This window comes from Bradyrhizobium sp. sGM-13 (genome assembly GCF_018398875.1).
Taxonomy (GTDB): domain Bacteria; phylum Pseudomonadota; class Alphaproteobacteria; order Rhizobiales; family Xanthobacteraceae; genus Bradyrhizobium.
This window is the reverse complement of the sequence record NZ_JAGWDK010000004.1, coordinates 54,883-70,937: the sequence shown is the minus strand read 5'-3', so window position 1 is coordinate 70,937 and position 16,055 is coordinate 54,883. Positions and strand designations below refer to the sequence as shown.

The following is a 16,055-nucleotide window of genomic DNA, read 5'->3' as shown; positions in this document are numbered from 1 at the left end:
CGACACATCCGAAGGTAGTTTCCTTCGGAGCCGGTTCAGTGAAAATTTCAATCAAACTAGCGGTTGTTGCCGCAGCGCTGCTCGGCATGTGCGGCCACGGCCAAGCCCAGGCGCTCAAGACCAAGAATGCTGCGCCCACGGCGCAGGCAACGCCAGCTCCGGCCGCTGGCTCGGTCGAGGGCGCCAATACATCCGCGCCTCCCGGCTGGGTTGCACGGTGCAGCAGCGCCAGCCGCGGCGCGCCACTCGAATGCGCGATCGAGCAAAGCGCCGTCCTGACCAAGACCGGTCAGTTGATCGTGCTGATCAGTATCCGCGTATCGGCCGAAACCCGCGCACCGGTCGGTATCGTGCAATTGCCGCTCGGGCTCAACCTGCCGGCCGGAGCCAAGCTCCAGGTCGACGACGGCATGACGTCCGACCTGCAGGTTCAGACCTGCGAGGCACGCGGCTGCTACGCCAACGCCCAGATTTCGCCGGACATGCTGGCCGCATTGAAATCCGGCAAACAGTTGAAGGTCTCGTTCCAGAATATGGCCAAGGAAGCGATTACGATTCCGATGCCGCTGGCGGATTTCGCCGCGGCTTATGAGAAGATTAAGTAGGCCACTCGTGCCACCCGTCATTGCTCTAGATGCGGACCCGGTGGCTCCTCGCAATGACGGTAGCTACTGCCGCGCCATCTCCGCGGCGCCCACGCCGCCGCCATCCAGCTTCTGGTCGGCATGCATGTCGACCGTCACCTTCAGCAACCGCCCGGTGAATTCGAACGGCAACAAGTACCGCCCGCGGCACCCTGCAATTCGTTGGAAAATGCCCCTCCTTCCACGCTTGCCAAGGCCCAGACCGAGCGAGTAGAACGACGCACCAGCGAAAGCGGCGATTTGCAAAATCCCGCTCCAGCCGATTGCCCGGACATCCCATCTAAGGCATTGATGTCATTGAGCAATTCTTGGGGAATGGTGTAACGGTAGCACAACAGACTCTGACTCTGTTTGTCTTGGTTCGAATCCAGGTTCCCCAGCCATTTTGGTTTAACTTCAGCAAAATTAATAGCTTAGGTGGATTTCGGGCGGGCTGAGAGGCCGGCATCCGTAACAGTTTTCCGGTGCATTTTGCCGTGACAGCGCGGCAGGACGTCAACGGCGAAGACCTGTACTTTTCGCGCGTAAGTCTTGTCCTTAAGTACGACTGAAGTAGTTGCGCGACTAATATTAGTAACGCGAAAAACTATAGAGAAAACAATCAGTTTGCCCTGATCTTTTTATTAGTGCAATCTATTCGAGATCGACGCGAATACTGCTCGTCTACTGAGCAACAACCGATCAAGCGAGCACACCGGGGAATAACTGAACGGACCGCATGGCGTGGTCTGATATCCTTGGATTTTCGCTCTTTGTCTCTGACTTCAACGATTCAAAAACTCTTCGGCCTCGAACGTAAATCGGGCACCGCATCACCGGATGCGTGGTTGCTGGATACGTTCAGCGGCCAAGCAACCAGTTCGGGCGTCACCGTCACGCCGCGAACCGCGATGCAATGCGCGCCCGTGCATTGCGCCGTGCAGTCGACCTCCGAAGCGATCGGCCAGCTTCCAGTTCACGCCTATAAGCGCGGCGCGGATGACGCGAAGGACCGCGACCGCGACCGCAACCATCCCGCCTATGTCCTCCTTCACGATGCGGCCAACGAATGGACGCCCGCAGCAAAATTCCGGGAAGAAATTACCCGTGACGCCCTGCTCCACAAGCACGGCGGCTTTGTCTTTATCAACCGCGTGGATGGCGGCAAGCCATTCGAGCTGATCCGGATCGACCCCGAAGAAACGCCGGTCAGCGTCACCTTCGAAGGCGGCGAGCCGGTCTACCTCTGTCCTCTACCTGCAAGAAAACTTCCCTTGGCTCGTGGGATCACACCGACGATCGTATAAAGTTGGTCCAGGCTACAGTTGCCCTACAGATTTGGGAGAACGCTACCTCTTGGACATTTAACCTGCCCCAGCCGGACATTGATAAAGCACTTTCTCATCCCCGGGGTTTCATTGGTTCGGGCCTTTAACAGAGCTTTGATGCGCAAGCTCGGCTTTAGACCTAACTATCTATTCTCCGGACATAACCAAACATGGCCGGCTTCACTTGCACGGCGCTATCCAAGCCGATGACAGCCAGCGTCCGTCGATTGAGGACGCTATGAAAGACGCTTGGGGTGTATGGAAGGGTCGCGGAAAGGAATATCAGATCGATTGGAATCCGCAGCACTGCGACGATGGATGGCCGGGGTACTTCCTAAAGGCCCGCGCCCGCGTGAAAGATAAGATTGGAGAACACACCTACGTCATTGCCAAGGAACTGCGCCGGCGGGCAAAGTTCGTCCACAACGAAACTCGCCAAATCATTAACGAACGGAGAGACGCATGAGCATCTTTGGTGCGACACAGTTTGCAGTCTGCCTTTCCAGCTTTCTGGCGTTAGCAACAGCGGCACACGCGCAGGACAGCCTACTAGCTCAAATTAGAGCTTGGGACACTATACCCGAACAGCCTAGCCTCAAGATGATGTGCTCCAATTCCCTGCGTTATCCGACGACGCTAGCCGATCTCAGAAAACGGAACGCCACGGTCGTAGCAATGATGCGGTGGGGCCAACAAGAAGCAGAGCGGACCGCCGCAGAGCTTCCCTCCGAGACTCTGTTACCGGTCGGCACGCAACTCGGCATTCTAACCCTAATTCGTCGTATTCACTTCGACGCGCCTATCTATGAACAAATACCGGGAGGATTTCCGCAATGGACCTATCGGTCCTGCCTAAAGGGAAAACCTCTGAATTAGTCGTCATACCCAAGTTTATTTTCATTCCTCCATGTAAGCCAGCACTTACAAATCTCGCTTGATGCGATTCAAGAATTCCGGCGAGCTCATAAGCCAGCGCTTACATTTTCGGGCCAATGCCCGCTCCGCCCCCGCTTGAAACCCGATTCCGAGTGTGCGAGTCGGGAATCGTTGCATCACCAAATGGGCTGAACATGACCGAAGAGATTTTCCTGAATGACGATCAATATACACGACTGGTTGAACGGCTGGCGAACCTGGAGCCCTGCCCGTTTGCCGGAAAAATCACCCCGGATCAGATCAAGATCGCGCTTGGCGAGGCTGGCGACATCTGGCCTGCGGAAATCTATGGCGACGTGGTCGCGGCCTGGCTTGAGGAGTGTGAGAAACTGCGGGCCATGGAATGACATTATGGAAAATTGTTTGGTTGATCCGAATACCCCAGAGGAACGCGCAATGACGACGAGATTTAAGATTCATCGCGATCGATGGTCGCTTGAGGAAGTTTGGGAGAAAGAGGGTGACCGCCCCGGGCGCGGAGCGTTCGCCCTTGTGCTTGACGACGAACATTTTCCCTACTTCAGATATCCGCAATCGAGGCATATTGCTGACGCGCTCACGGAGGCTGCCAAAGGTCAAGATACCAAACCGGTCGCGCTTCAAGATGCAACTATCCAGATTCGCCCCGCTCCGAATGGAGCAGTGCAGATCACCACGCCAGCGGGCAGAGAATGCCAGTTGAGCATCAATGAAGCTCGGCAGTTGGCAAGAGACTTAATCGAGCCGTTGGCTCAGACTCTTTCTGGGCCACCAGATTAGGGGCACTCAACCAAAGAGGCGCGGGAAACCGCGCTTGCGCCTCGCCACTCGCTCTGATTGAATCGATTGAAGGGGAATCACCTAAACTGGGGTTATGGCAGACCCGCTTTCAACCGCGACCAGGGCTACGAAGCGCAATTTGCTTGTCACTTCCGTGCTCGCAATCAGCGCCAATGCATTCAGCGTGTCGATCGAGAAGATACCTATCGGCGGACTGTCGATCAATTTCGACGGCCGCTTGTTTGCGTTTCTGCTCCTGGTAGTCCTTCTGTATTTCTTCTGTACCTTCGTGGTCTACTACACGATCGATATGAAGAACTTGGAGCGCACCGCTCACGAGGAAGGGAGCGAAAAATCGTATAACCTAAGAGTGGGCGGCTTCCATGAAAGCTACAAGGATAGGACGATCGGGACTCTGCAGCAGATTGTTGGTCCCGACCTTCGCGTGATCTCGCACTATGACTATTCCTTCGAGGAACCAGAACCAAGACACGAACGGGGCTATCGGCTCCTGGTCCTCGACTCTTCAGGAGGAAAATGGAACGAAATCACGCCGTCTACACATCCGGAAGAGTGTGGGAAGCTTGATCAGCACTTCCATAGATGGAGGTCCCGGTACGCGAAGGCTGCTGTTTGGAATCGTCGCCGCACCAAGGTCAGACTAAATGTCGTCAAGCTTACTTACGTAATCCGCAACTACATCCTCGATGGTGCAATCCCAGTCCTACTTGGATCAATTGCTATTCTAGCGATCTTCGGCGCAATCGACCTTGGATGGATCAAAAATTGGCTGCCTCACATGAGGACGATCTCTGCCCCTCAAATCACAGCGGACTAAATTCCGATCTCGACGTTTCGATTGTGCCCGGAAGCCTCAACGGCCCTTCATACGTGCGACCGTTCCGGTCGGATAAAGAGCCCCGCGGAAGTTGAGAGACCACAGAAAGCCGATGGCGTCGCAGCTGGGCGCCTTAGTGAGATCGCGCATTTCCAAGGGTTTGGAATAGCGTTTGTCGCCACCAATCGCTTTCGATCTGATCGAGCACGGCGAGATCGAGCATGGGCCGCAATGTGCTGCCTTTCGGCAGCACGATCGCATAGCTCTCGCTGCTGAAGCTGGTGTCGACAATACGAACCGAGGCCGAGAAGTCTTTCCGCGCGACCCAGGTCAGAAGCGGCTTGTCATGGACGAAGGCATCGATCGTGCCACGACTCAATGCAGATAGGCCGCTTTGAAGGTCTGGAAACGCTCGAAAGGAAAGCTGCTGACGAGTGAGGTAGTCGGTCGTCGCAGAGTTGGCGACGGCGCCGACGCGCACGGATCGCAGGTCGTTGAAACCGTGAACGGCGCCTTCGAGCCCTCGGCGCGTGAGCGTGGAGGTGATGCCTGCGGTGAACACGGCTATGGCGATAACGGAAGCGATCATCCACCCGGTTGCGACGATCCGCCCGGGAAGCGTTGCTGGCGCATTCTGGGCGGCGCCTGCCTGTGTCATGGCAATGGTCGACCACCAAAAGCTGGAGCCGAGCCCCTTGGCTCCCCCGCCGAAATGTTCCGTTTTCCGGCGTTCCAACAGCCAAATAAGGAAGCCGACCGCCATCGCAAAGCAAAGCAGCACCGTGACAGCCTGGAAAAACCCGAAGGAAAGAAGCGCCCTCCCGATCGACACCCAGGCACTTTCATGGATCGGCACCGCAATCCCGAGTCCGGTGTTGTAGAAGGGTTGGGTAAAATCGACGCTGCGTGCGCGCGCAGCGGTCACAGTTACCGCTGCGACACCAGCGTCGAGGTTGCCCTTCGCGATTTCATCCAGCAGATCCTGCACGTTCTGGGTCTCGACTAGGCGAAAGCGTAGATGCGCTCCAGCAGCGATCTTTCTCCAGAGTTCGATGCTGATACCGCTCCAATTCCCGTTCGGCTGCTTCATCGCGAAGGGCGGCGCTTCCTTAGTCGCCACTACCAATTCTCTGTCGGGGATTGTGCCTTGGGCTCGAACCGCGCCGCAGCCGAGTGCAAGCACCGCCAGCAACAGAAGGCATAGCAGGACCGGTCGACGTGACGAGATCGCTGGCTCGCCTTGCGAGCCCTGATCTCGCTGCTCAAAACGTCTAACGGATTCTTGAGCGATATCCAGCCGGTCAGATGCATCGCAGTGCGAGACTGCAGGAGGTTCCTCGAACGAACTCATAGCGGACCTCAATTATCGAGATCGAGCGACGAAAGCATTGCTATTTGGCGGCATTTCGTCTGCCGGCGGGCGCCAACCAGCTCGCCCATTGCGGAACCTTTCCCTTGGCGCCCTTCCCCGCGATCACCTGCTGGCATCTACCATGCGCAACAATGCTGGAAGTCCGCGATGACTTAGACGCGCCGTCTGGGCCGCATGCCTGAGGCAAGCGGATGACCTACCTTCAGTAACGAGTCGGTGCGCATTTGACGGAAGCATTTTCCCGATCTCGAACCGCAGTGCTCGATGGCGCGCGCATTACCCGCCCGCCACCACCGGCAACTCCGCAATCATGCGAATGCCCGGCCGTCTCCGCCAATGAATTTGTGATGGTTCAACCGCCAGCTTCAGCCCCGGCCAGCGCGTGAACAACGCCTGCAGCGCGCACATTCCTTCGATCCGCGCAAGCTGGTGGCCGAGGCAGAAATGTATTCCCGTCCCGAACGCGAGATGCCGGTTCGGCCGCCGCTCGAGATCGAGGCGTTCGGGACCCTCGTTCGCCTGCGGGTCGAGATTGGCCGCGACGATCATCGCCATGACCCGATCACCCTTCTTCAACTTCACGCCGTCCACATCGACGTCATGGCGCACATAGCGCGGTTTTGAAAATTGCACCGGCGAGACGAAGCGCAAAAATTCTTCCACCGCAAGGCCAGCGCGGCTCCAGTCCGCGACCAGCCAATCCCGCCGCGCAGGATCTTTCAGCAATTCGAACACCGATCCGCTGATCAGATGGGTGGTGGTCTCGGAGCCCGCCCCCAGCAAGAGAAACACCATCGAGACCATTTCGTCCGGCGTGATGCGCCCGCCTTCCTTCTCGACCCGCACAAGCTCGGCAATCAATCCTTCGCCGCCCTGTTCCCGGGCGACCTGCAGACGCGCTTTCAGATAGCGCCGCATCTTCATCATTCCGCCGATCAACCGCAGAAGGCCGAACGCGTTGGTGAGATTCGCGATTGAATTGGCCCAGGCGATGAATTTCGGCCGGTCGGCCGACGGCAGGCCGAGTAGTTCGCAGATCACCGCAAGCGGCAACATCCGCGCATAACGCTGCACCAGATCGGCGGGGCTTCCCGCCGCAAACAATTTATCGGCGAGGCGATCGGCGATGGCGCGGATGTGTGGTTCCATGTCCATGACGGCTCGGCGACGGAACGCTTCGTCGACGATGTCGCGCAGCCGCGTGTGATCCGGCTCGTCCATTGTGAGCATGTTGTTGGCGAGTACCCCGATCATCTTCGGCATCCACCAGGGCAAGCCGACGAGCGAGCCACCCTCCTTGCGCAGCGTGAAGGTCGGGCTGTCCTTCAGCACGCGCGCCGTCGCCTCGTAGGTCGTGGTTACCCAGAGCCGGCCCAGAATGGGAAACTTTGTCGCGACGACAGGTCCGGATGACCGCAACAGGGCCACGCCTTTCTGGGGATCACGAAGAAAGGCCTCGCTGGAAAAATCCACAAGCTCTGCCATCGACCACCCACGACGTCATTCGCACGTTCGCATCAAGATGGTGCGTAACATCGCGGCCGCAAGGCCGGTCATCTTCCCCATTTCTAAACGTCCGCTGGCCGATGGCGGGCAAACGTCGCCTTACACCGGCGGCGTGCCGTGGGTGTGAAACGACTCGATCGTCTTCAATCCCCAGGCCTGCCCCTTCTTGCGCTCCTCTTCGGTCCAGACAATCGGCTTCCAGTCGGGCGCGAGAATGAGCCGGGCCCCAGCATTGGCGACTTCGACGCGGTTGCCGCCGGGCTCGTAGACGTAGAGGAAGAAGGTCTGCTGGATCGCGTGCTTGTGCGGACCGGTCTCGATGTGGACGCCGTTCTCCAAAAAAATGTCGGCAGCGCGAAGAATCTCCTCGCGGCTGTCGAGCGCGTAGGTGACGTGATGGAAGCGTCCAGCCTTGCCATAGTGATCGCGGGTATAGGCGAAGTCGTAGCTCTTGTTCGACATTGTCATCCACATCGCGGCTTCCGTGCCGTCGTTCAGCACGATCTGCTCGGTGGGGCGTAAGCCCAGATAGTTCTCGAAGAAGAGCCTGTTCGCCTTGATGTCGACGGCCAGGCAATTGAGGTGATCGAGCCGGCGAACATTGACGCCACGCGCCGGAAAGCGCTGCGCCTGGTTCTTTAACGCCGGCTTGAGTTCGGGCGGCGCCTGATACCACTCGGTCTCGTAATAGAGCTCGACGATATGGCCGTCGGGATCGCGACAGCGGAACGTCGGCCCCTGCCCCATATCGCCATCGATCCAGCCGATATCGAAGCCGGAGCCTTTCAGCGCGGCAACGCGACGCTCCAGCGCCTGCGGGCTGCGCGCGCGCAACGCCATGTGCTCCATTCCGGCAGTTTTCGAGGCCGTCAGCTTCAGCGAGTAGCGCTCATAATCGTCCCAGCCGCGCAGGTAGACCGATTCGCCCTTCTGGCCGCTGACGGTCATGCCCATGACGTCGACGAAGAATTTCAGGCTCTCGTCCGGCTTCGGCGTCAACAATTCCATGTGGCCGAGATGGGCGAGATCGAAGATCGGCTCGGGGGTCATTGTCGTCTCCATCCTAGCGCAGCGCTCGCGTCACGTCGTCGAACAGTTCGTCCGCGCTGAGCGCATGTGGAATGAGCTTCTGCTGGGCTGAATAACCGATAATCAGCTCTAGTGAGCGCTGCATCTCATCCGTGGTGAAGCGCGGCGCTGCCGGCGAGACCGCGGCGGACTCGGCAAGCAGCCGATGCACCTCCCGCACAGCGTCCGGATGTTCCTCCGACAATCTCCGGCTCACCACCACCATGTGGTTGATCGGCACTACTCCGTGCTTCCCAAACCAAGCCTTCTCTTCAGCAGCGACATCGGCAAACAGCGGCTTCAAATCCGGATGATCCGATTTCTCGCCGAGCACTGCATCGAGTTCGCCGTCGATCAGCATCTGGACAATTTGCTTGCCCGCGGGCGCCCGCCTGGTCGTATCGACGAATTCGGCGACATGCGCGTCCTCGAATGTCACCCAGTCGATCGAATCGAGATCGACACCATAGTCATTGGCAAGGATGCCGCGCAGCCATGCGCCGGTGGTCGTCGTGAAGGAGCGGATGCCGACCCGCTTGCCATTGAGGTCGCGCGGCCCGAGCTTGCCCGCGTTCGCATTGTAAAGCGCATGCCCGTGCTGAAACCGCGCCAGCACAACATCAGGCAGCAGCACCATCGGCTTGCCGAAGGACTTCGCCATCAGATAGGTGACGATCGCCATCTCCGAGATGTCGAACGCCCCCTCGCGAACCATCGGCTTGAAGCCTTTGTTCGTCGGCGAATACTGCGCAAAATCGAACGCGACCAGATCCGACCTGGTCGAGCCATTCTTCAGCGCGGTCGTGCCGGGATGGTCGCCGAGCAAGGTGCGCAGGCGCATCGCCATCTCAGTCCTCCTCCAGCTCGTCGACATAGACGAGCCCGGCCTTCGCCAGCGGCTCGCGCATCTTGTACATATCAAGCCCGAGCACGCCCGCGGCGAGTTGCTTGCGCTTGCCGTCTTCGTCGGCTACGCGCTTCTCGCCCTTGACGACGACATCGGCGGCGTCCTTGCGTCCTATCACCACGACGCCATCGTCATCGGCGACGACCACATCGCCCGGCACCACATTGATCCCGGCGCAAACGACGGGAACGTTGACGGCGCCGAGCGTCGCCTTCACCGTCCCCTTGGCCGAGATCGCCTTCGACCATACTGGAAAGCCCATTTCGCGAAGCGATTTGGCGTCGCGAACGCCGGCATCGATGACAAGGCCCTTGACGCCGCGCGCCATCAATGAGGTGGCCAGCAGATCACCGAACATGCCGTCGGTGTTGTCGGTCGTGCAGCCGACCACCAGAATATCGCCGGGCTGGCACTGCTCCACCGCAACATGGATCATCCAGTTGTCGCCGGGCTGCGCCAGCACGGTCACGGCGGTGCCTGCCGTCTCTGCACCGCTCCACACCGGGCGCATATAGGGCTTCATCAGCCCGAAGCGGCCATAGGCCTCATGCGCGGTGGCGACGCCGAGCGCGCCGAGCCGTTTCACGAACTCGGGCTCGGTGCGCTTGATATTGCGGACGACGACCGTCTTCATGCCAGCTCCTCCATCGCCATCGGAAACAGCCGCTGATAGGCCTCGCCATAGGTCATTGGCTTGCCGGTGTTGCGGCCACCCTGCACGCCCCGCTGCAGCGCGACCCGCTCGTAATAGGCCCACAGGTGCTTCTGGGCCGCGAGAATTTCGAACGTCTTGCGCTTGATATCCCAGACCTCGTCGATGTTGAGGATCACCTGCGGCTTGAAGTTGCACATCTCCGGCTGATGCGGCTCGAACAGGAACACCGGCGGCGCCGAATAGGTGTATTTGGCGCCGGGCTTGTGACCCATCGCCTGCGCGACCACGCGGGTTTCCTGCGCGAAGTGCGCCGCGTTCGGATGATCGAAATTATAGGGATCCTCCAGCGCATGGGTCAGCACGAAGGACGGATTGAGCTCGCGGTAGATATCGACCATACGGTCGAAATGCTTATCCGTCAGCCGCAGCGGATAATCTCCGGCGTCGAAGAACTCGATTTCCGCGCCCAGCATCTCCGCCGCGCGCTGCGCCTCGTCGCGCCTTCCGGCCTTCACCTTGTCCATCGTCGCGCCGGACTCTTTCCAGGCGAACTGGCTTTCGCCGCGCTCGCCGAATGAGAGGCACGCGATCTTGATGCGGTAGCCCTTCCTCGCGTGCAGCGCGATCGCGCCGCCCGCGCGCCAGACGAAATCACCGGGATGCGCCGTAACCACGAGGCCCGTTTTTCCAGCATTGCTCATGATCGGGATTTCCTCCTTCGATTGTTGCACATTGCCGGCCGCACCGGCAGCATGACTACTGTTTGGCAATTCCGGCCCGCTCGATCACATCAGCCCATTTGTCGATATCGGCCTTCAGCCGTTCCTGGATTTCCTCGGGCGAGCTGGCCTTGGCTTCGATGCCGAGATCGAGCGCGCGCTTCTTCAAGTCGGGCGTCTCGAGCACGTCGCGCAGCGCGGCGTTGAGCGCCCTGATCACCTCCGGCGGCGTGCCCTTCGGCGCAAAGATCGCGTTCCAGGACCGCGCCTCGAAATTCCCGCCGCCGGCTTCCTTCACCGTCGGCACGTCGGGCAGGAACGTGGTGCGCACCGGCCCCGAAGACGACACGGCAATCGCCGCCTTGTCGGCAATATGCGATCGCACTGCGCTGTAATTTTCGATCGCCATCTGAATATCGCCACGCAACAGCGCGATCAGCACCTCGGGCGAACTGCGGAACGGCACGATCGTAACATCGACGCCGGCGGTCGATTTGAACAATTGCGCGGCGAGGTTCTGGGTCGATCCGACATTGATGGTGCCGACATTGAGTGTGCCGGGCTTTTGCTTCGCTGCCTTGATGAAGTCAGCCATCGCGGGATACGGCGAACCGGCTTGCGTCACGAAGATGAAGTCGAAATAGCCCATGCTCGAAACCGGAACGAAATCGGTCACCGGGTTGAACGTCAGGTTCTTGAACAGCGATACGGAAATCGCGGTGCCATTGCTGAACAGCGCCAGCGTATGGCCGTCCGCGGGCGCGGACAGCACAGCGCGCACCGCGTTGATACCCCCGGCGCCCGGCATGTTCTCGATGACGAAGCGGTGACCGAGCTTTTCGCCGAGTGTTTCGGTAACGAGCCGCGCCGTGACGTCGGCGACGCCGCCCGCGCCGAACGGCAGGATCAGCCGCACCGGTCGGTTCGGATAGCTTTGCGCGCGGGCGATTTGCGGCAGCAACAGCGCTGCCGCCAGCGCCGCCATGCCGGCGAACAACGCGTGGCGCCGGCTTAAGCAATACTGCTGTCGTTTGTTCGCCATCGCACGCGCTCCTTCAAAACTCGAACAGCCGCGCCGGATTGTCGACCAGAATCTTCTGCTGCAGTTCCGGTTCCGGGGCAAACAGCGGAATGAGATCGACCAGATCGCCATCGTTGGGCATCACCTTCACATTGGGATGCGGCCAGTCGGTTCCCCAGATCACGCGCTCCGGCGCCGTCTCGACGATGCGGCGCGCGAACGGCACCGCGTCGTGGAATGGTGGCCCGCCGGAGGACACCCGCTCGCAACCGCACACCTTCACCCAGCATTTCTCGTCACGCTTCATCAGGTCGATCAGCGTCCGGAACGGAAGCTGGTCGAGACCGTCGGATGCTTTGACGCGCCCCATGTGATCGATGGTGTAGCGCAGCGGCAATTTTGCCAGCATCTCGGCATATTCAGGCAAGTCGATCGCGTCGAAATGCAGGTCGATGTGCCAGCCGAGCGGCGCGACCATCGCGACGATACGATGGAACGCCGCCATGTCGGGCACCCCGCCGAGATGACGGACGAAGTTGAAGCGGCAGCCGCGGAAACCTCCCTCGTGCAGCTCGCGAAGGCCGCGCTCGGTGATGGTATCGTCGATATTGGCGACAGCGCGAAAGGTCCCGTTGCTGACGGCAATGGCATCGAGCGCCACGCGATTGTCTGTGCCATGCACGCTGGCATTGACGATGACGGCGCGGCCGATTCCGAGCTTCCTGTGCAGCGCCCGGAAATCCTCGAGCGGCGCGTCCGGCGGCGTATAGGGCCGTCCGGGTGCGTAAGGATATTTGTCGCCGGGGCCGAAGATATGGGTGTGCGCGTCACACGCCAGCGCCGGAAGCTTGAACTTCGGCGTTCGCGTGTTGGGATCGGGTCCGGGAATTGTGGGCTTGTTCATGGTGCCTTCTGCAGTGCTCGGTTCGGGCAGGTCTAGTCGGATGGATTTTCTTTCCGCTTTCGAACGGCACCCACCGCGTGCGGTTGTGTTGGCTTGATCCGGCGTGACGCGCCGTCGACATGATCGACGTCGGATGCCTGCAACGAGGCGACCGTCGCCGAGACGATCTGCTCGATCGCTTCCGCCATGTCGGCACCATCGGCTTCGCCGCGGGACAGCCGCGTCACCCGCTCCGGGTTGACGAGGGTGTAATAGAGCGCGCCGAGCAGGAACTGCGACCGCCACACGATCGTCGTGCGCGGCAGATGCGGCAGGCTTTCCGCGATGGCATCGATGAATGCGTTGGTGGTGTCGTCGAAGATTTCCGCGATGATGCGCCCCACCACCGCATTGCCTTCGGCCGACATCACCGCGCGCAGCCGCGTGAATCGCGCCCCGCCGCCGGCAAGATCGCTGCTCGACGAAAACGCCGGCTGCACATAGGCGCGCACGATCGCTTCCAGCCGGTCCTGAATGTCGCGCACGCGCTTTGCCGCGACCAGCAGTTCGATGCGGCGCTTGTTCATCGGGCCGCAATGCCGCTTGTAAATTTCGAGCAGCAGCCCGTCCTTGCTCTTGAAGTGATAGGTGATGCTGCCGGGGTTGGCGCCCGCCTCCAGCGCAATGTCGCGGATCGACACGGCATTGAAACCGCGCGTCGAGAACAACAGCTCGGCCGCGCTCAGGATGGCTTCCCGCATATTGGGGTTTCGCGTCATGGCATTTGCTTTCCGCTCTCGAGTTTTGTACGTTTGTACAAAATATCAGGTCTAGTCAACAAACATCTAAGTGGACGGGCCAACCACCGCGACAGGCCGAAATGACAAGGGAGAGCCGCCTGATGGCGCAGCGCCACCAGGTTGGCACGCATGAATTTCTCTAGTGATACGCCCAGCAAACGAGGACCTTTTCTCATGATCCCACGCAAAGCATTCATCCGCACCATCGTCGCCGCCGCCCTGTTTTCGCTGGCCGGCACGAACGTGTATGCGGAGCCGTTCCCGACCAAGCCGGTGCGAATCCTGGTGCCCTACGCTGCCGGCGGCGCGGTCGACGTGCTGGCGCGCACGCTCGGGCAATCGCTGTCGAAGACCTGGGGGCAGCAGCCCGTCATTGAAAATCGTCCGGGCGCCGGCGGAATCATTGCCTCGCAAGCGCTCACGCAATCGGCGCCGGACGGCTACACGCTGATCCTGGTCGCCAGCGGCCATCCGCTGAACCAGTTCTTCTATCCAAAATTGCCCTACGACACCTGCAAGGACTTCACCGCCATCAGCGAGATCGCCTATTCGCCGCTGGCGATCGTGGTATCCAAAACCAGCTCAGCGAAGAATTTGCGGGAGTTGCTGGCGACAGCGCGGGCAAGGCCGGAGTCATTGTCATACGGCATGTCCGGCAACGGCACCTCGGCGCATCTGGCCGGTGAGCTCCTCAACTACATGGCCAAGGTGAAGATCCAGGCGATCCCCTACAAGGGCGGTGCCCCTGCCCTCACGGCCGTGATCGCGGGCGAGATTCCCATGAGCGTCAACCCGCTGCCCGAAGTGGTCGGCCAGCTCGAAGGCAACGCCGTGCGCGCCCTTGCTGTGACGACAGCCCAGCGCTCGAAGGCGTTGCCCGATATTCCAACGGTCGCGGAAGCCGGCCCGGCTATGACGCCTCGGTTTGGTGGGGTTTTCTCGGCCCGGCCGGCATGGCGCCCGACCTGGTTGCCAAGATCCACGCCGACCTTGCCGCCGCCTTGAAGGATTCGGTAGTTCTGACCGCGCTGGAAAAAATGGGCGCCACGCCGGTCGGCAATTCGCCCAAGGATTTCGATGCCTTCATGCGCGCCGAAGCCGCGAAGTGGGAGCCGGTGCTGAAGGAGGCGAATATCAAGGTGCAGTGAGATCGTCGAGCCGGCTTGCGCGGTCAGATCATCGCGCATTCGCCGGTGCATGCACGTGCCAGAGATCGGCGCGCCAGTGCAGCACGATCGCCAGCATCAGCGCCAGACCAGCCGCCGCATAGACCGTGCCGGTCGCCGCAAATCCGATCTCGTCGATCAGGCTGCCGGCGGCCAACAGGCCGATCGGCAGGCCGTAGATCACCATCATGCGCACGCCCATCACCCGGCCGCGGAAATTCTCGGTCGCGGTCCGCATCAGGATGACGGCGATCGAGATCATGGCGAGGCTTTGCGAAAAGCCCGCCACCACCAGGCACACGATCGCGGTCGGCACTGTCTGCATCTGCACAAACACCAGCAAGGTCGCGTACCAGACGACGGTGGCGCCGATCATCAGCCGCGCCACCCGGATATCGCGGATCAGGCTCAACACGATCGAACCGGCCAGCGAGCCGATCGCAAAACTTGCCGACAGATAGCCAAGCCCGGTCTGGTTGGTACCGTAGATCGCCTTGGCGATGTAGGGCAGCAGGCCGTTGGAGAGCGGATAGGCCGTGAGGTTGGCCAGAAAGGCCACCCAGAGCGCGGCCTGCATCCGCGGCGTGGTCCAGACATAGGCGACCCCCTCCTTGAGATCGCGCAGCGGCGAACGCTGCAACGCCTCGCCAGAAGCCTCGCCCGCCGCGTGCGACTTTGCCGGCGCTACGATGCACAGCGTCAGCGCGGTCGCGGTGAGATAGAGGCAGACGATCGCCATATAGGCCGGCCCCATGCCGAGCGAGGCAAACAGGCCGGCACCGCTCAGCGCGCCGGCGATTCGCGCGGTATCCATCGTCGTGCGCGAGATGCTGATCGCCCCAATCAACTGGCCATGCGGCATGATGGTCGCAACCAACGCGCCACGCACGCCAAGATCCGATGGGCGAACGATGCCCATCACGGCTGCGATGACAAAAACAAAAATCGGCGCGAGGTGGCCGGACAGCGCCAAGGTCATCAGCACGGCCGCCAGCACCGCGTAGGTCGCGCGCATCGCGCCTAACAGATCGCGATGACCGATGCGGTCGCCGACGACGCCGAACATCGGCGCTACCAGCGTACCGACATAGCCGAGTGAGGCGAACAGAGTAAGCAGCAGGACCGAACCGGTCTCGACCAGCACGTACCAGCCGAGAATGAGCAGCTCCATCTCGAATGCACACGAGGTGAGCAGATCAGCCGGCCATTGAAAGCGGTAGTTCCTGACGCGGAATGGTGCGAGCGCGGAAGATCGCGCAGGCTCGCTCAAGATGCGTTGTCGCGATTCATCGCGGTCCACCCTGCCCTGTTTCTTGTTATGAAGAACTGGATAGCAAGCTGGACCCCTCGTTTCAAGCAGCCGCGTTTCGAGCAGACGACGTCTTAAGGCAGCCGACATGGCCCTGGCGCGGTACGAGAGCATTCATCGCCGATCGGATGTCCTCTCCTTCGAAATGGTAAACGAAAGATTAAT

18 protein-coding genes, 1 tRNA gene and 1 pseudogene are annotated in these 16,055 nt (G+C 60.4%); 9 read left to right on the top strand and 11 right to left on the bottom strand.

Features of this window, described 5'->3' with window-relative positions:
- Positions 1 to 38 precede the first annotated feature (38 nt).
- Positions 39 to 605 carry an invasion associated locus B family protein gene (locus KJQ96_RS06890; RefSeq protein WP_375293146.1) on the top strand — a complete coding sequence of 189 codons (567 nt, stop codon included), beginning with the start codon at positions 39 to 41 and terminating at the stop codon, positions 603 to 605.
- A gap of 63 nt (positions 606 to 668) precedes the next feature.
- On the opposite strand, the gene KJQ96_RS06885 is transcribed toward KJQ96_RS06890, so the two are convergent.
- Positions 669 to 890 (bottom strand): hypothetical protein, encoded by a 222-nt coding sequence (locus tag KJQ96_RS06885; RefSeq protein ID WP_213285932.1) that lies wholly within the window; start codon positions 888 to 890, stop codon positions 669 to 671.
- A gap of 63 nt (positions 891 to 953) precedes the next feature.
- Between KJQ96_RS06885 and KJQ96_RS06880 the strand changes: the two genes are divergently transcribed.
- From KJQ96_RS06880 to KJQ96_RS06850, 7 genes are all read left to right on the top strand, one after another.
- A tRNA-Gln gene (locus tag KJQ96_RS06880) sits at positions 954 to 1,027 on the top strand.
- 369 nt (positions 1,028 to 1,396) lie between these two features.
- Positions 1,397 to 1,930 carry a phage portal protein gene (locus tag KJQ96_RS06875; protein WP_213285931.1) on the top strand — a complete coding sequence of 178 codons (534 nt, stop codon included), beginning with the start codon at positions 1,397 to 1,399 and terminating at the stop codon, positions 1,928 to 1,930.
- 259 nt (positions 1,931 to 2,189) lie between these two features.
- On the top strand, positions 2,190 to 2,417 hold the full coding sequence (locus tag KJQ96_RS06870; RefSeq protein ID WP_213285930.1) for a hypothetical protein: 228 nt from the start codon (positions 2,190 to 2,192) through the stop codon (positions 2,415 to 2,417).
- A complete protein-coding gene (locus KJQ96_RS06865; protein WP_213285929.1) occupies positions 2,414 to 2,827 on the top strand; it encodes a hypothetical protein in 414 nt (137 codons plus the stop codon). The genes KJQ96_RS06870 and KJQ96_RS06865 overlap by 4 nt, the downstream gene beginning before the upstream one ends.
- A gap of 194 nt (positions 2,828 to 3,021) precedes the next feature.
- Entirely contained in the window at positions 3,022 to 3,234 is a 213-nt protein-coding gene (locus KJQ96_RS06860) for a hypothetical protein (RefSeq protein WP_213285928.1), read from the top strand.
- Between the two features lie 4 nt (positions 3,235 to 3,238).
- Positions 3,239 to 3,646, top strand: coding sequence for a hypothetical protein (locus KJQ96_RS06855; RefSeq protein WP_213285927.1), 408 nt, complete (start codon positions 3,239 to 3,241; stop codon positions 3,644 to 3,646).
- A 94-nt stretch (positions 3,647 to 3,740) separates the two neighbouring features.
- Entirely contained in the window at positions 3,741 to 4,484 is a 744-nt protein-coding gene (locus tag KJQ96_RS06850) for a hypothetical protein (RefSeq protein WP_213285926.1), read from the top strand.
- Positions 4,485 to 4,617: 133 nt separating this feature from the next.
- On the opposite strand, the gene KJQ96_RS06845 is transcribed toward KJQ96_RS06850, so the two are convergent.
- The 9 genes from KJQ96_RS06845 to KJQ96_RS06805 form a co-directional block, all read right to left on the bottom strand.
- Positions 4,618 to 5,835, bottom strand: a complete 1,218-nt coding sequence (locus tag KJQ96_RS06845; RefSeq protein WP_249733824.1) for a transporter substrate-binding domain-containing protein — start codon at positions 5,833 to 5,835, stop codon at positions 4,618 to 4,620.
- Between the two features lie 297 nt (positions 5,836 to 6,132).
- The gene (locus tag KJQ96_RS06840) at positions 6,133 to 7,341 is read right to left on the bottom strand and encodes a cytochrome P450 (RefSeq protein WP_213285925.1); all 1,209 of its coding nucleotides are present in this window, start codon (positions 7,339 to 7,341) and stop codon (positions 6,133 to 6,135) included.
- 120 nt (positions 7,342 to 7,461) lie between these two features.
- Positions 7,462 to 8,412: a catechol 2,3-dioxygenase gene (locus KJQ96_RS06835; protein ID WP_213285924.1), complete on the bottom strand. Its 951-nt coding sequence runs from the start codon at positions 8,410 to 8,412 to the stop codon at positions 7,462 to 7,464.
- A 13-nt stretch (positions 8,413 to 8,425) separates the two neighbouring features.
- Entirely contained in the window at positions 8,426 to 9,277 is an 852-nt protein-coding gene (locus KJQ96_RS06830; RefSeq protein ID WP_213285923.1) for a hypothetical protein, read from the bottom strand.
- A gap of 1 nt (position 9,278) precedes the next feature.
- Complete coding sequence (locus KJQ96_RS06825; RefSeq protein WP_213285922.1) at positions 9,279 to 9,971, bottom strand: 4-carboxy-4-hydroxy-2-oxoadipate aldolase/oxaloacetate decarboxylase; 693 nt, start codon at positions 9,969 to 9,971, stop codon at positions 9,279 to 9,281.
- Positions 9,968 to 10,693, bottom strand: a complete 726-nt coding sequence (locus tag KJQ96_RS06820; protein ID WP_213285921.1) for a PIG-L deacetylase family protein — start codon at positions 10,691 to 10,693, stop codon at positions 9,968 to 9,970. Before KJQ96_RS06820 ends, KJQ96_RS06825 begins: the two co-directional genes overlap by 4 nt.
- Before the next feature lie 55 nt (positions 10,694 to 10,748).
- Positions 10,749 to 11,753 carry a tripartite tricarboxylate transporter substrate binding protein gene (locus KJQ96_RS06815; RefSeq protein ID WP_213285920.1) on the bottom strand — a complete coding sequence of 335 codons (1,005 nt, stop codon included), beginning with the start codon at positions 11,751 to 11,753 and terminating at the stop codon, positions 10,749 to 10,751.
- A gap of 13 nt (positions 11,754 to 11,766) precedes the next feature.
- A complete protein-coding gene (locus tag KJQ96_RS06810) occupies positions 11,767 to 12,636 on the bottom strand; it encodes an amidohydrolase (RefSeq protein ID WP_213285919.1) in 870 nt (289 codons plus the stop codon).
- 32 nt (positions 12,637 to 12,668) lie between these two features.
- Positions 12,669 to 13,394 (bottom strand): TetR/AcrR family transcriptional regulator, encoded by a 726-nt coding sequence (locus KJQ96_RS06805; protein WP_213285918.1) that lies wholly within the window; start codon positions 13,392 to 13,394, stop codon positions 12,669 to 12,671.
- Between the two features lie 195 nt (positions 13,395 to 13,589).
- Between KJQ96_RS06805 and KJQ96_RS06800 the strand changes: the two are divergent.
- Positions 13,590 to 14,563 (top strand): annotated as a pseudogene (locus KJQ96_RS06800) (tripartite tricarboxylate transporter substrate binding protein).
- 28 nt (positions 14,564 to 14,591) lie between these two features.
- Here the strand turns inward: KJQ96_RS06800 and KJQ96_RS06795 are convergent.
- Positions 14,592 to 15,851: an MFS transporter gene (locus tag KJQ96_RS06795; protein ID WP_213285917.1), complete on the bottom strand. Its 1,260-nt coding sequence runs from the start codon at positions 15,849 to 15,851 to the stop codon at positions 14,592 to 14,594.
- Positions 15,852 to 16,055: the final 204 nt, after the last annotated feature.

Coding starts and splice junctions, on each gene's coding strand:
- KJQ96_RS06870 (WP_213285930.1), top strand. CDS start 2,190: ATGAAAGACGCTTGGGGTGTATGGAAGGGTCGCGGAAAGGAATATCAG.
- KJQ96_RS06865 (WP_213285929.1), top strand. CDS start 2,414: ATGAGCATCTTTGGTGCGACACAGTTTGCAGTCTGCCTTTCCAGCTTT.
- KJQ96_RS06860 (WP_213285928.1), top strand. CDS start 3,022: ATGACCGAAGAGATTTTCCTGAATGACGATCAATATACACGACTGGTT.
- KJQ96_RS06855 (WP_213285927.1), top strand. CDS start 3,239: ATGGAAAATTGTTTGGTTGATCCGAATACCCCAGAGGAACGCGCAATG.
- KJQ96_RS06850 (WP_213285926.1), top strand. CDS start 3,741: ATGGCAGACCCGCTTTCAACCGCGACCAGGGCTACGAAGCGCAATTTG.
- KJQ96_RS06845 (WP_249733824.1), bottom strand. CDS start 5,835: ATGAGTTCGTTCGAGGAACCTCCTGCAGTCTCGCACTGCGATGCATCT.
- KJQ96_RS06840 (WP_213285925.1), bottom strand. CDS start 7,341: ATGGCAGAGCTTGTGGATTTTTCCAGCGAGGCCTTTCTTCGTGATCCC.
- KJQ96_RS06835 (WP_213285924.1), bottom strand. CDS start 8,412: ATGACCCCCGAGCCGATCTTCGATCTCGCCCATCTCGGCCACATGGAA.
- KJQ96_RS06830 (WP_213285923.1), bottom strand. CDS start 9,277: ATGGCGATGCGCCTGCGCACCTTGCTCGGCGACCATCCCGGCACGACC.
- KJQ96_RS06825 (WP_213285922.1), bottom strand. CDS start 9,971: ATGAAGACGGTCGTCGTCCGCAATATCAAGCGCACCGAGCCCGAGTTC.
- KJQ96_RS06820 (WP_213285921.1), bottom strand. CDS start 10,693: ATGAGCAATGCTGGAAAAACGGGCCTCGTGGTTACGGCGCATCCCGGT.
- KJQ96_RS06815 (WP_213285920.1), bottom strand. CDS start 11,753: ATGGCGAACAAACGACAGCAGTATTGCTTAAGCCGGCGCCACGCGTTG.
- KJQ96_RS06810 (WP_213285919.1), bottom strand. CDS start 12,636: ATGAACAAGCCCACAATTCCCGGACCCGATCCCAACACGCGAACGCCG.
- KJQ96_RS06805 (WP_213285918.1), bottom strand. CDS start 13,394: ATGACGCGAAACCCCAATATGCGGGAAGCCATCCTGAGCGCGGCCGAG.